Source organism: Reyranella soli (genome assembly GCF_007992495.1).
In the GTDB taxonomy this organism is placed as follows: domain Bacteria; phylum Pseudomonadota; class Alphaproteobacteria; order Reyranellales; family Reyranellaceae; genus Reyranella; species Reyranella soli.
In genome coordinates, this window is record NZ_BKAJ01000032.1 from 116336 (window position 1) to 129040 (window position 12705).

Annotated in this window: 13 protein-coding genes; all 13 read left to right on the forward strand. The window is 65.2% G+C overall.

The features are described 5' to 3' along the window. Window positions 1-43 precede the first annotated feature (43 nt). From RSO01_RS09985 to RSO01_RS10045, 13 genes are read left to right on the forward strand one after another with little or no spacing between them, the layout of a single operon-like run. Window positions 44-409, forward strand: a complete 366-nt coding sequence (locus tag RSO01_RS09985) for an NADH-quinone oxidoreductase subunit A (RefSeq protein ID WP_147148742.1) — start codon at window positions 44-46, stop codon at window positions 407-409. Then, a complete protein-coding gene (locus RSO01_RS09990) occupies window positions 400-933 on the forward strand; it encodes a NuoB/complex I 20 kDa subunit family protein (protein WP_147148744.1) in 534 nt (177 codons plus the stop codon). The genes RSO01_RS09985 and RSO01_RS09990 overlap by 10 nt, the downstream gene beginning before the upstream one ends. Beyond that, the gene (locus RSO01_RS09995; RefSeq protein WP_147148746.1) at window positions 930-1544 is read left to right on the forward strand and encodes an NADH-quinone oxidoreductase subunit C; all 615 of its coding nucleotides are present in this window, start codon (window positions 930-932) and stop codon (window positions 1542-1544) included. Before RSO01_RS09990 ends, RSO01_RS09995 begins: the two co-directional genes overlap by 4 nt. Window positions 1545-1548: 4 nt before the next feature. Continuing rightward, window positions 1549-2733 (forward strand): NADH-quinone oxidoreductase subunit D, encoded by a 1185-nt coding sequence (locus RSO01_RS10000; protein ID WP_147148748.1) that lies wholly within the window; start codon window positions 1549-1551, stop codon window positions 2731-2733. A gap of 16 nt (window positions 2734-2749) precedes the next feature. Continuing rightward, window positions 2750-3340, forward strand: coding sequence for an NADH-quinone oxidoreductase subunit NuoE (gene nuoE, locus RSO01_RS10005; protein WP_147148750.1), 591 nt, complete (start codon window positions 2750-2752; stop codon window positions 3338-3340). 3 nt (window positions 3341-3343) lie between these two features. Then, the gene (nuoF, locus tag RSO01_RS10010) at window positions 3344-4627 is read left to right on the forward strand and encodes an NADH-quinone oxidoreductase subunit NuoF (RefSeq protein ID WP_147148752.1); all 1284 of its coding nucleotides are present in this window, start codon (window positions 3344-3346) and stop codon (window positions 4625-4627) included. Window positions 4628-4642: 15 nt separating this feature from the next. Next, a complete protein-coding gene (gene nuoG / locus RSO01_RS10015) occupies window positions 4643-6718 on the forward strand; it encodes an NADH-quinone oxidoreductase subunit NuoG (protein WP_147148754.1) in 2076 nt (691 codons plus the stop codon). Window positions 6719-6726: 8 nt separating this feature from the next. Then, entirely contained in the window at window positions 6727-7752 is a 1026-nt protein-coding gene (nuoH, locus tag RSO01_RS10020) for an NADH-quinone oxidoreductase subunit NuoH (protein WP_218037302.1), read from the forward strand. Between the two features lie 11 nt (window positions 7753-7763). After that, window positions 7764-8252 carry an NADH-quinone oxidoreductase subunit NuoI gene (gene nuoI / locus RSO01_RS10025; RefSeq protein WP_147148758.1) on the forward strand — a complete coding sequence of 163 codons (489 nt, stop codon included), beginning with the start codon at window positions 7764-7766 and terminating at the stop codon, window positions 8250-8252. 23 nt (window positions 8253-8275) lie between these two features. Continuing rightward, window positions 8276-8890, forward strand: coding sequence for an NADH-quinone oxidoreductase subunit J (locus RSO01_RS10030; protein WP_147148760.1), 615 nt, complete (start codon window positions 8276-8278; stop codon window positions 8888-8890). Next, window positions 8890-9198 carry an NADH-quinone oxidoreductase subunit NuoK gene (gene nuoK, locus RSO01_RS10035; protein WP_147148762.1) on the forward strand — a complete coding sequence of 103 codons (309 nt, stop codon included), beginning with the start codon at window positions 8890-8892 and terminating at the stop codon, window positions 9196-9198. Before RSO01_RS10030 ends, nuoK begins: the two co-directional genes overlap by 1 nt. A 12-nt stretch (window positions 9199-9210) precedes the next feature. Further along, window positions 9211-11181, forward strand: coding sequence for an NADH-quinone oxidoreductase subunit L (gene nuoL / locus RSO01_RS10040; protein WP_147148764.1), 1971 nt, complete (start codon window positions 9211-9213; stop codon window positions 11179-11181). Between the two features lie 4 nt (window positions 11182-11185). Next, on the forward strand, window positions 11186-12697 hold the full coding sequence (locus RSO01_RS10045; RefSeq protein WP_147148766.1) for an NADH-quinone oxidoreductase subunit M: 1512 nt from the start codon (window positions 11186-11188) through the stop codon (window positions 12695-12697). Window positions 12698-12705 lie beyond the last annotated feature (8 nt).

Below are 12705 nucleotides of genomic sequence, written 5' to 3' on the forward strand. Positions count from 1 at the left end.
CGCTGGCAGCCCGAACGGGCGCCACACGCAGCGAGGGGTGGCGATGGAAGATCTTCTCAGGGAATACCTGCCAATCCTGATCTTCCTTGGCCTCGCCCTGGTTATTTGTTGTGCCGCGGTTGGTGGCTCCTACCTCGTCGCCCGCCAGAACCCGAATTCCGAGAAGCTATCGCCCTTCGAATGCGGCTTCGCGCCCTTCGACGACGCCCGTGGCCAGTTCGATGTCCGCTTCTACCTGGTTGCCATCCTTTTCATCATTTTCGACCTCGAGGTCGCGTTCCTTTTTCCGTGGGCTGTGGCGTTAGGTGACATAGGCCTGTTCGGATTCTGGTCGATGATGCTGTTCCTGGCCGTGCTCACGGTCGGATTCATCTACGAGTGGCGTAAGGGAGCGTTGGAATGGGAGTGATCACCCCAGCCAAGACCAATCCCGCTGCTGAGGCGGCGCTGTCGCGCGCGCTGAACGATGAGCTCGCCGACAAGGGCTTCGTCGTCGCTCAGCTCGACAAGCTGATCACCTGGGCGCGCACCGGTTCGATGTGGGGCCTGACCTTCGGTCTCGCCTGCTGCGGCGTCGAGATGATCCACTGCTGGATGAGCCGTTACGACCTCGACCGTTTCGGCTTCGCGCCGATGCCGAGCCCGCGCTCGGCCGACGTCATGATCGTGGCCGGCACGCTCACCAACAAGATGGCGCCGGCCCTGCGCAAGGTCTACGACCAGATGGCCGAGCCGCGCTACGTGATCTCCATGGGCTCCTGCGCCAACGGCGGCGGCTACTACCACTACAGCTACTCCGTCGTGCGCGGCTGCGATCGCATCATACCCGTCGACATCTACGTCCCGGGCTGCCCGCCGACCGCCGAGGCGCTGCTCTACGGCGTGCTGCAGCTCCAGAAGAAGGTCCGCCGGACTGGGACGATCGTTCGGTGAGCGAACCCCTTCAAGAACTCGGCGAGCACATCAAGCAGGCGACCGCTGGCGCGGTCGTTGCCGCGAATGTACGCCTGGGCGAGCTGATGCTTGAGACGACGCCAGACAAGCTGATCGCGCTGCTGACCTTCCTGCGTGACGATCCGCGCTGCCTGTTCAAGCAGCTGATCGATGTCTGCGGCGTCGACTGGCCCGAGCGCGAGAAGCGCTTCGACGTCGTCTACAATCTGCTCAGTCTCAAGAACAATCAGCGCGTCCGCGTCAAGGTCGCGACCGACGAGACCACGCCGGTGCCGTCTGCCGCGCCGCTGTTCAGCTCGGCCGGCTGGTTCGAGCGCGAGACCTACGACCTCTACGGCGTCTGGTTCGCCGACCATCCCGACCTGCGCCGCATCCTCACCGACTACGGTTTCGAGGGCCATCCGCTGCGCAAGGATTTCCCGCTGACCGGCTTCGTCGAGCTGCGCTGGGACGACCTGCAGAAGCGCGTCGTCTACGAGCCGGTGAAGCTCACCCAGGAGTTCCGTCGTTTCGACTTCCTGAGTCCGTGGGAAGGCGCGCACCAGGTGCTGCCCGGGGACGAGAAGGCCGACGAGAAGGCAAAGAGTTAGCGTCATGTCCGACGTCGAGATCAAAACGCTGACGATGAACTTCGGGCCGCAGCATCCGGCGGCCCACGGCGTGCTGCGCCTGGTCGTCGAGATGGACGGCGAGATCGTCGAACGCTGCGATCCGCACATCGGGCTGCTGCATCGCGGCACCGAGAAGCTGATCGAATACAAGAGCTACCTGCAGGCGGTGCCGTACTTCGACCGGCTCGACTACGTCTCGCCGATGAACCAGGAGCATGCCTACGCGCTCGCCGTCGAGAAGCTTTTGGGCATCACCGTACCGGAGCGCGGTCAGTACATCCGCGTCCTGTTCTCCGAGATCACGCGCATCCTCAACCACCTGCTGAATGTCACCACTTTCGCGATGGACACCGGTGCGCTCACCCCGCCGTTGTGGGGCTTCGAGCAGCGAGAGCTCCTGATGGAGTACTACGAGGGCGTCAGCGGCTCGCGCATGCATGCGGCGTACTTCCGGCCCGGCGGCGTACATCAGGACCTGCCGGATGGCATGCTCGACTCCATGGATGCGTGGATCAAGCAGTTCTACCCGTTCATGAAGGACATCGAGAATCTGCTGAACGACAACCGCATCTTCCGTCAGCGCACGGTCGATATCGGCGTCGTCAATCCGCAGCAGGCGCTCGATTGGGGATTCTCGGGCCCGATGATCCGCGCCTCGGGCCTGCCGTGGGACCTGCGCAAGTCGCAGCCCTACGACGTGTACGACCGTATGGATTTCGACATCCCGGTCGGCAAGACCGGCGACTGCTTCGCGCGCTACCTGGTGCGCATCGAGGAGATGTACCAGAGCGCCCGCATCATGGAGCAGTGCGTCCAGGCGCTGCGCACCGTGAGCGGCCCGGTGCGAGTCGACGACCGCAAGATCTCGCCGCCGCGCCGCGGCGAGATGAAGGGCTCGATGGAAGCCCTGATCCACCATTTCAAGCTCTACACCGAGGGCTACAAAGTGCCGGCCGGCGAGACCTATACCGCCGTCGAGGCGCCCAAGGGCGAGTTCGGCGTCTATCTCGTGTCCGACGGCACCAACAAGCCCTATCGCTGCAAGATCCGCGCGCCGGGTTTCCCGCATCTCGCTGCGCTCGACATGATGACCAAGGGCCACCAGCTCGCCGACATGTCGGCGAACATCGGCTCGCTCGACATCGTGTTCGGCGAGATCGACCGCTAGGAGACGATCGCAGGCCATGATCACCGCTGATCCCGTGGACGTGCCCTATGTCGAGGAATTCCGATTCACGCCGGAGTACCTGGAGAAGGTCAAAGCCCTGATCGCGAATTATCCGCCCGGCCGTCAGGCCAGCGCGGTGATCGGCGTGCTCGACCTGGCGCAGCGCCAGGAAGGCTGGCTGTCGCGCGCGGCGATGGATGAGGTCGCCAAGCTTCTCGATATGGCGCCGATCCGCGTCTACGAGATCGCGACCTTCTATACGATGTTCCAGCTCAAGCCGAAGGGTAAGTACCTGCTGCAGGTGTGCACCACGACGCCGTGCTGGCTGCGCGGCTCCGACGCGATCATGAAGGCCTGCCAGCATGCCGCCGACGGCGAGACCTTCAGCGTGCAGGAGGTCGAATGCCTCGGCGCCTGCGTGAACGCGCCGGTCGTGCAGATCAACGACGACTTCTACGAAGACCTCGACGAGGCCTCGCTGCAGAAGGTGCTTGATGCCTTCAAGCGCGGCGAGACGCCCAAGCCCGGCCCGCAGGTCGACCGCCAGACATCGGCGCCCGAAGGCGGCCCCACCACGCTGACGTCTGCCACCTTGAGGAGCGAGTAGGCGATGCTTGCCGACAAGGACCGCATCTTCACCAACCTCTACGGTTTCCACGACTGGCGGCTGCCGGCCGCCCGCGCGCGCGGCGCCTGGGACAACACCAAGGCCATCCTCGACCGCGGCGTGGACGCCATCATCGACGAGATGAAGAAGTCGGGCCTGCGCGGGCGCGGCGGCGCGGGCTTCCCGACCGGCCTCAAGTGGTCGTTCATGCCGAAAGAGGTGAAGGACCGGCCGCATTACCTGGTGGTCAACGCCGACGAGTCCGAGCCGGGCACCTGCAAGGATCGCGACATCATGCGTCACGACCCGCATCTGCTGGTCGAAGGCTGCCTGGTCGCGGGCTTCGCCATGCGCGCCAACGCCGGCTACATCTACGTGCGCGGCGAGTTTTACAACGAGGCCGAGACGCTGAAGGCCGCCATCAAGGAGGCCTACGACGCGGGACTCCTGGGCAAGAACGCCTGCGGTTCGGGCTGGGACTTCGACCTCTACGTGCATCGCGGCGCCGGCGCCTATATCTGCGGCGAGGAGACGGCGCTGCTGGAGAGCCTGGAAGGCAAGAAGGGCATGCCGCGGCTGAAGCCGCCGTTCCCGGCCGGATCGGGTCTCTATGGCTGCCCGTCGACGGTGAACAACGTCGAATCGATCGCCGTCGCCCCGACCATCCTGCGCCGCGGTGCTGCGTGGTTTGCCGGCATCGGCCGCCCCAACAACACCGGCACGAAGCTCTTCTGCATCTCCGGCCACGTGAACAAGCCGTGCAACGTCGAGGAGGAGATGGGCATCCCGCTGCGCGAGCTCATCGATCGCCATGCCGGCGGCGTGCGCGGCGGTTGGGACAACCTCCTGGCGGTGATTCCAGGCGGCGCCTCGGTGCCGCTGCTGCCCAAGTCGATCTGCGACACCGTCCTGATGGATTTCGACTCGCTGCGTGACCAGAAGTCGGGGCTGGGCACAGCGGCCGTCATGGTCATGGACAAGTCGACGGACATCGTGAAGGCGATCGCGCGGCTCAGCCAGTTCTACAAGCACGAGAGCTGCGGCCAGTGCACGCCGTGCCGCGAGGGCACCGGCTGGATGTGGCGGGTCATGGAACGCATGGTCGTGGGCAATGCGCGCATCGACGAGATCGACGCGCTCGAGGACGTCACCAGGCAGGTCGAGGGCCACACGATCTGTGCGTTGGGCGACGCGGCGGCCTGGCCGATCCAGGGCCTGATCCGCCATTTCCGGCCCGAGATGGAGCGTCGCATCCGCGCGCGCACCGAAAAGCTGGCGGCCGAGTAGGGCAGGGAGCAGGTAATGCCCAAGATCAAGATCGACGGCGTCGAGATGGAGGTCCCGGCCGGGATCACCATCCTGCAGGCCTGTGAGCTCGCTGGCCTCGAGATCCCGCGCTTCTGCTATCACGAGCGCCTGTCGATCGCCGGCAACTGCCGCATGTGCCTGGTTGAGGTGAAGCCCGGCCCGCCCAAGCCGCAGGCGAGTTGCGCGCTGCCTGTCGCCGACAAGCAGGAGATCTTCACCACCACGCCGATGGTGCAGAAGGCACGCAAGGGCGTGATGGAATTCCTGCTGATCAATCATCCGCTCGACTGCCCGATCTGCGACCAGGGCGGCGAGTGCGACCTGCAGGACCAGGCGATGGGCTACGGCTTCGACCGCAGCCGCTTCCACGAGAACAAGCGCGCGGTGCCCGACAAGGAGCTGGGCCCGCTGGTCAAGACCTCGATGAACCGCTGCATCCATTGCACGCGCTGCATCCGCTTCGCCACCGAGGTGGCGGGGACGGAAGAGCTCGGTGCCACCGGCCGCGGCGAGTCCATGGAAGTCACGACCTATGTCGAGCATGCGCTGACCAGCGAGCTCTCGGGCAACCTGGTCGACCTCTGCCCGGTCGGCGCGCTCACCTCCAAGCCCTACGCCTTCGAGGCGCGGTCCTGGGAGCTTGCCAAGACCGAATCGGTCGACGTGTTGGACGCGCTGGGTTCCAACATCCGCATCGACACGCGCGGCGCGCAGGTCATGCGCGTGCTGCCGCGGCTGAACGACGACGTCAACGAGGAGTGGATCTCCGACAAGACGCGGCATGCCATCGACGGCCTGCGCTATCAGCGTCTCGATCGGCCGTACGTGCGCAAGGGCGGCAAGCTCGTCGAGGCGACGTGGGACCAGGCCTTCACCGCCATCGTTGACAGGCTCGGCAAGCTCGAAGGCTCCAAGATCGCGGCCATCGCCGGCGACCAGTGCGATGCCGAATCGATGCTGGCGCTCAAGGATCTGATGACGGCGCTCGGTTCGCCCAACATCGACTGCCGCCAGGACGGCGCCAAGCTCGAAGGCGGGCCCCGCGGCAGCTACATCTTCAACGCGGGCATCCGCGGCATCGACCAGGCGGACGCCATCCTGCTGATCGGCACCAATCCGCGCTGGGAAGCGCCGGTGCTGAACGCGCGCATCCGCAAGCGCTACCTCCACGGCGGCTGCCCCATCGCCGGCATCGGGCTGGTTGACGACCTGAGCTACCCGGTCGAGCGCCTCGGCATGGGGCCGGCGACCTTGCGCGAGCTGGTCGACGGCAAGCTCGGCTTCTTCGAGAAGCTGAAGGCGGCCAAGAACCCGCTGATCATCCTCGGCATGGGCGCGCTCGCCCGATCCGACGGCGCCGCGGTGCTGGCGTTGGCGCGCGATCTCGCCGACAAGCTCGGCGCCGTACGCGAGGATTGGAACGGCTTTGCCGTCCTGCACACGGCGGCGGCGCGCGTCGGCGGCCTCGATCTCGGCCTGGTGCCGGGTGAGGGCGGCCGGGACGTCGAGGGGATTTTGGCCGGCTGCGAGAGGGGCGAGATCGGCGCGGTCTATCTGCTGGCCGCCGACGAGATCGACACCAAGCGGCTGGGCAAGGCCTTCGTGATCTACCAGGGCCATCACGGCGACGCCGGCGCCAATCGCGCCGACGTGGTGTTGCCGGGGGCGGCCTACACCGAAAAGCCCGGCACCTACGTGAACACCGAAGGCCGGGTGCAGCTGGCGCGCCGTGCCGCCTATCCGCCGGGCGACGCCCGCGAGGACTGGGCGATCCTGCGCGCGCTGTCGGAGCGCCTGGGCAAGACCCTGCCGTACGACACGCTCGACCAGGTCCGCGATCGGCTTATTCACATCAACAAGAGCTTTGCCGCCATCGACCAGCAGCAGGCCGGCGGCTGGGGCACGTTCGGCGCGATGGGCCCGATCGGCGACGCCATGTTCGCTTCGCCGATCGGCAACTTCTACATGACCTGCGCCATCAGCCGCTCGTCAAGGACCATGGCCGAATGCATCGCCTCGCGTGAGGAGTTTGCCAAGCGGTCCCTCGAGCGGGCGCGGAGGATGGGATGACCGCCGACCTGATCCGCTTTTTCACGACCAACTGGATCGGCCAGGCGATCGTCATCGTGGCGCAGTGCCTGGCGGTCACCATCCCGCTACTCGTCGCAGTGGCCTACATGACGTACGTCGACCGCAAGGTCTGGGCCTCGATCCAGCTGCGCCGCGGCCCCAACGTGGTCGGCCCGTTCGGCCTGCTGCAGCCCATGGCCGACGGCCTGAAGCTGGTGCTGAAGGAGACCATCGTCCCGTCGAGCGCCAACGGCGTGCTGTTCATCATCGCGCCCATGATCGCCTTCATGACGGCGCTGGTCGCCTGGGCGGTCGTGCCGTTCGACGACGGCTGGGTCATCGCCGACATCAACGTCGGCATCCTCTACCTGTTCGCCATCTCGTCGCTCGGCGTCTACGGCATCATCATCGCCGGCTGGGCCTCGAACTCGAAGTACGCCTTCCTGGGCGCGCTGCGCTCGGCGGCGCAGATGGTGTCCTACGAAGTCTCGATCGGCTTCGTGCTGATCACCGTCCTGCTCTGCGTCGGCTCGCTCAACCTCTCCAAGGTCGTGCTCGCCCAGTCCGGCTGGTTCTTCAACTGGTTCTGGCTGCCGCTCCTGCCGATGTTCGTCATCTTCTTCGTTTCGGCGCTGGCGGAGACCAACCGCACGCCGTTCGACCTGCCGATGTCGGAAGCCGAGCTGGTAGCGGGTTTCCACACCGAATACTCGGCAATGACCTTCGGCCTGTTCTTCCTTGGCGAATACGCCAACATGATCCTGTTGTCGGCGCTGGGTGCGGTGCTGTTCCTGGGCGGCTGGATGTCTCCCATCCCGTACGCGCCTTTCACCTGGGTCCCCGGCATCGTCTGGTTCGCCTTCAAGATCGCGTTCCTGCTGTTCATCTTCTCATGGACCAAGGGGACGCTGCCCCGTTACCGCTACGACCAGCTGATGCGGCTGGGCTGGAAGGTCTTCCTGCCCGTGTCGCTGGGCTGGGTCGTGCTCACCGCCGCCGTGCTGCAGTTCGGCGGCTGGGTTCCGAAGCTTTAGGGAGTCGCAGGATGGCCTCTCTCGACCGTACCGCGCGTTCGTTCCTGCTCTCCGAGCTGGTGACGGGCTTCGCGCTCACCCTGAAGTACATGTTCAAGCCCAAGGTGACGGTGAACTATCCCTATGAAAAGGGACCGCTCAGCCCGCGCTTCCGCGGCGAGCACGCGCTGCGCCGTTATCCCAATGGCGAGGAACGCTGCATCGCCTGCAAGCTCTGCGAGGCCATTTGTCCGGCCCAGGCCATCACCATCGAGGCCGAGCCGCGCGACGACGGCAGCCGGCGCACGACGCGCTACGACATCGACATGACCAAGTGCATCTACTGCGGCTTCTGCCAGGAAGCCTGCCCGGTCGATGCCATCGTCGAGGGCCCCAACTTCGAGTTCTCGACGGAGACCCGCGAGGAGCTGATGTACAACAAGGACAAGCTGCTCGCGAACGGCGACCGTTGGGAGCCGATGCTCGCGGCCAACCTCCACGCCGACGCGCCGTATCGGTGAGCCGGGACGGGTAGGGGGAGACAATGATTCTTCAGGCTCTGGCCTTTTATGTGTTCGCGTTCGTGGTCATGGCGTCTGCCGCCATGGTCGTGGTGTCGCGCAATCCCGTCTACTCGGTGCTGTTCCTGATCCTGGCCTTCTTCAACGCCGCCGCGCTGTTCGTGCTGATAGGCGCCGAGTTCATCGCCATGATCCTGGTCATCGTCTATGTCGGCGCCGTCGCCGTGCTGTTCCTGTTCGTGGTCATGATGCTCGACATCAACCTGACGGAGCTGCGCGAGGGCTTCCTGAAATACCTGCCGGTCGGCGCGCTGATCGGGCTCGTCCTGCTGGCCGAGATCCTGCTGGGACTGGGCGTGATCGGCGGCGGCACGACCAGCCTGACGGGCCTCGACAAAGCCACGCCGCAGGTCATCGCAATTGACAACACCCGCGCAATCGGGCGTGTGCTCTACACCCAGTACTTCTACCTGTTCCAGGTCGCGGGCCTGGTGCTGCTGGTCGCCATGATCGGCGCCATCGTGCTGACCCTGCGCACCCGTCCCGGCGTGCGCCGCCAGAGGGTCAGCGAGCAGCTCTACCGGCCCAAGGGCGACGCCGTCACCGTGGTCAAGGTGCCGACCCGGGGAGGCGTGTGATGGTGATCGGGCTCGGCCACTACCTGTTCGTCGCCGCGGTGCTCTTTACCCTGGGCATCCTCGGCATCTTCCTGAACCGCAAGAACGTCATCGTCATCCTGATGTGCGTCGAGCTGATGCTGCTCGCGGTCAATATCAACCTCGTCGCCTTCTCGGTCTTCCAGGGCAACGTCGTGGGCCAGGTCTTCGCCATGCTGGTGCTGACCGTGGCCGCCGCCGAGGCGGCGATCGGCCTTGCCATCCTCGTGGTCTATTTCCGCAACCGCGGGACCATCGAGGTCGAAGACATCAACGCGATGAAGGGCTAGGGACGCCGCGTCATGGATCTCGCCATCAAGCTCATCGTCCTGCTGCCGCTGCTCGCCGCCGCAATCGCCGGGCTTTTCTGTCGCGTGATCGGCGACCGCCCGGCGCAGATCGTCACCTGCGCGGCGCTCCTGATCGCCGCGGCGCTCTCGATCTTCGTGTTCGTCAAGATCGGCTTCGGCCCGGAGAACGCCAAGCTGATCGTGGTCAAGCTCTTCACCTGGATCGATTCCGGCACCTTCGACGTCGCCTGGTCGCTGCGCGTCGACACGCTGACGGCCGTCATGCTGATCGTCGTCACCGGCGTGTCGTCGATGGTCCACGTCTACTCGATCGGTTACATGGCGGAGGATCCCAGCATCCCTCGCTTCATGTCGTATCTCAGCCTGTTCACCTTCTTCATGCTGATGCTGGTGACGTCGGACAACCTGGTGCAGCTGTTCTTCGGCTGGGAAGGCGTGGGCCTGGCGTCCTACCTGCTGATCGGTTTCTGGTACGACAAGCCCTCGGCCAACGCCGCCGCCATCAAGGCCTTCATCGTGAACCGCGTCGGCGACTTCGGCTTCGCGCTCGGCATCTTCGCCGTCTGGATGCTGTCGGGCTCGGTGAACTTCGCCGAGATCTTCGCCAAGGCGCCTGAGATCGCGCAGATGCGCATCCACTTCCTGGGCATGGACCTGCCGGCGATCGAGACGGCCTGCCTGCTGCTGTTCGTCGGCGCCATGGGCAAGTCGGCCCAGCTCGGCCTGCACACCTGGCTGCCGGATGCCATGGAAGGCCCGACACCGGTCTCGGCGCTGATCCATGCCGCCACGATGGTGACGGCCGGTGTGTTCATGGTTTGCCGGCTCTCGCCGCTGTTCGAGCTGGCGCCGACCGCATCGACGGTCGTGACGCTGATCGGCGCTGCGACGGCCTTCTTTGCCGCAACGATCGGCCTCACCCAGTTCGACATCAAGCGGGTGGTTGCCTATTCGACCTGCAGCCAGCTCGGCTACATGTTCTTCGCCGCCGGCGTCGGCTCCTATCAGGCGGCGATGTTCCACCTCACGACGCACGCCTTCTTCAAGGCGCTGCTGTTCCTGGGCTCGGGCTCGGTCATCATGGCCCTGCATCACGAGCAGGACATGCGCAAGATGGGTGGCGTGAAGGAGAAGGCGCCGCAGACCTTCTATCTCATGTGGGTCGGTACCTTGGCCTTGTCGGGAATCGGCGTGCCATTCCTGCTCGGCAACGGCATCGGCTTCGCTGGCTTCTACTCCAAGGACATCATGCTCGAATCGGCCTACGGCGTGCACACCACGGTGGGCCTGATCGCCTTCTGGCTGGGCACGATCGCAGCCGGCCTGACGGCGTTCTACTCGACCCGCCTGATGTTCATGACCTTCTACGGTAAGTACCGCGGCGACCATCACACCTGGGACCACGCCCACGAATCGCCCGCCGTCGTGCTGATCCCACTTTACGTGCTGGGCGCCGGCGCGGCCCTGTCGGGCTTCATCGCCTACGACTGGTTCGTCGGCCACGACTGGCACCACTTCTGGGGCAACTCGGTCGCCGTCAAGGTGAGCGAGGAGGTGCTGCATCACGCCCACGAGGTGCCGCTATGGGTGAAGCTGGCGCCGCTGGTCTTCGCACTCTCGGGCATCGCGTTGAGCTACATGTACTACATCACCATGCCCTGGCTGCCCGACGCGACGGTCAAACGCTTCCCAGGCCTGCACGCGCTGTTCTACAACAAGTGGTACTTCGACGAGATCTACGAGGCGATGATCGTCCAGCCGGCGCTCCGGATCGGACGCTTCTTCTGGAAGAAGGGCGATGGCGCCACCATCGACGGTCTCGGCGCGGACAACATCGCCGCGCGCGCCCAGGACATGGCGGGCGTGCTGATGCGCTTCCAGTCGGGCTACCTCTACCACTACGCCTTCGTGATGCTGGTCGGCGTGGCGGCCCTCGTCACCTACTTCATGTTCGTGAGGTAGGACGATGACGAGCTGGCCCATCCTCTCGCTGGTCACCTTCCTGCCCCTGGTCGGCGCGTTCTTCTGCCTGATCGTCAACGGGCCGAAGGAGGCGGTGGAGCGCAACTGCCGCAGCATTGCGCTCGTCACCTCGGGCGTCACCTTCCTGATCTCGCTGATCCTGTGGGCGCGTTTCGATCCCACCAAGGCGGGCTTCCAGTTTGAGGAGAAGCTCGACTGGGTGCCGGCGCTCGGCATCGGCTACCACATGGGCATCGACGGCATCTCGCTGTTCTTCGTCCTGCTGTCGACCCTGCTGACGCCGATCTGCATCCTGGCGAGCTGGGAATCGGTCCATGTGCGCGTCAAGGAGTACATGGTCGCCTTCCTGGTCCTCGAGACCTTCATGGTCGGCATGTTCTGCGCGCTCGATCTCGCGCTGTTCTATGTCTTCTTCGAGGGCGTCCTGATCCCGATGTTCCTGATCATCGGCGTCTGGGGTGGCCCGCGGCGCGTCTATGCCGCTTTCAAGTTCTTCCTCTACACGCTGCTCGGCTCCGTGCTGATGCTGCTGGCCATCATCGCCATCTACTGGCAGCTCGGCACCACCGATCTCGTGGTGGCAATGGAGCGCCTGCAGCTGCCGTTCACCTGGCAGTGCTACCTGTGGCTCGCCTTCTTCGCCTCCTTCGCCGTCAAGGTGCCGATGTGGCCGGTCCATACCTGGCTGCCCGACGCTCACGTCGAGGCCCCGACGGCAGGCTCGGTGATCCTGGCCGGCGTGCTGCTGAAGATGGGCGGGTACGGCTTCCTGCGGCTCTCCATCCCGCTGCTGCCCGAGGCGACGCAGTACTTCGCGCCGCTGATCTTCGGCCTCTCGGTCGTGGCCGTGATCTACACCTCGCTGGTGGCGCTGGTGCAGGAGGACATGAAGAAGCTGATCGCCTATTCGTCGGTTGCCCATATGGGCCTGGTGACGATCGGCGCCTTCATCCTCAACATACAGGGCGTGCAGGGCTCGCTGTTTCAGATGCTGAGCCACGGCATCGTCTCGGCCGCGCTCTTCCTTTGCGTCGGGGTGGTCTATGACCGCATGCACACCCGCGAGATCGCGGCCTATGGCGGCCTGGTCCATCGCATGCCGCGCTATGCCTTCACCTTCATGGTGTTCACCCTGGCAAGCGTCGGTCTGCCCGGCCTGTCGGGTTTCGTCGGCGAGTTCCTGGTCCTGGTCGGTGCCTTCAAGGCCAACACCTGGGTGGCGACCCTGGCGGCGACCGGCCTGATCCTGGGTGCGGCCTACGCGCTCTGGCTCTACCGCAAGATCATCTTCGGCGAGCTCACCAAGGATTCGTTGAAGGGCATCGTAGACATGAACCGCCGCGAGATCGTGGTGTTCCTGCCGCTCTTGCTGCTCAGCCTGTGGATGGGCATCTATCCGGCCTCCTTCCTCGATCCCATGGCGGCCTCGGTCGACAAGCTGGTCGGCGACTACCAGGCAGCCATCAAGCTCGCCCGCACGGCGGCGTTGCCGTGACCCGGGAG

Excerpts from the sequence above, each read along its gene's own strand:
- RSO01_RS09985 (WP_147148742.1), top strand. The coding sequence starts at position 44 with ATGGAAGATCTTCTCAGGGAATACCTGCCAATCCTGATCTTCCTTGGC.
- RSO01_RS09990 (WP_147148744.1), top strand. The coding sequence starts at position 400 with ATGGGAGTGATCACCCCAGCCAAGACCAATCCCGCTGCTGAGGCGGCG.
- RSO01_RS10000 (WP_147148748.1), top strand. The coding sequence starts at position 1,549 with ATGTCCGACGTCGAGATCAAAACGCTGACGATGAACTTCGGGCCGCAG.
- nuoE (WP_147148750.1), top strand. The coding sequence starts at position 2,750 with ATGATCACCGCTGATCCCGTGGACGTGCCCTATGTCGAGGAATTCCGA.
- nuoF (WP_147148752.1), top strand. The coding sequence starts at position 3,344 with ATGCTTGCCGACAAGGACCGCATCTTCACCAACCTCTACGGTTTCCAC.
- nuoG (WP_147148754.1), top strand. The coding sequence starts at position 4,643 with ATGCCCAAGATCAAGATCGACGGCGTCGAGATGGAGGTCCCGGCCGGG.
- nuoI (WP_147148758.1), top strand. The coding sequence starts at position 7,764 with ATGGCCTCTCTCGACCGTACCGCGCGTTCGTTCCTGCTCTCCGAGCTG.
- RSO01_RS10030 (WP_147148760.1), top strand. The coding sequence starts at position 8,276 with ATGATTCTTCAGGCTCTGGCCTTTTATGTGTTCGCGTTCGTGGTCATG.
- nuoK (WP_147148762.1), top strand. The coding sequence starts at position 8,890 with ATGGTGATCGGGCTCGGCCACTACCTGTTCGTCGCCGCGGTGCTCTTT.
- nuoL (WP_147148764.1), top strand. The coding sequence starts at position 9,211 with ATGGATCTCGCCATCAAGCTCATCGTCCTGCTGCCGCTGCTCGCCGCC.
- RSO01_RS10045 (WP_147148766.1), top strand. The coding sequence starts at position 11,186 with ATGACGAGCTGGCCCATCCTCTCGCTGGTCACCTTCCTGCCCCTGGTC.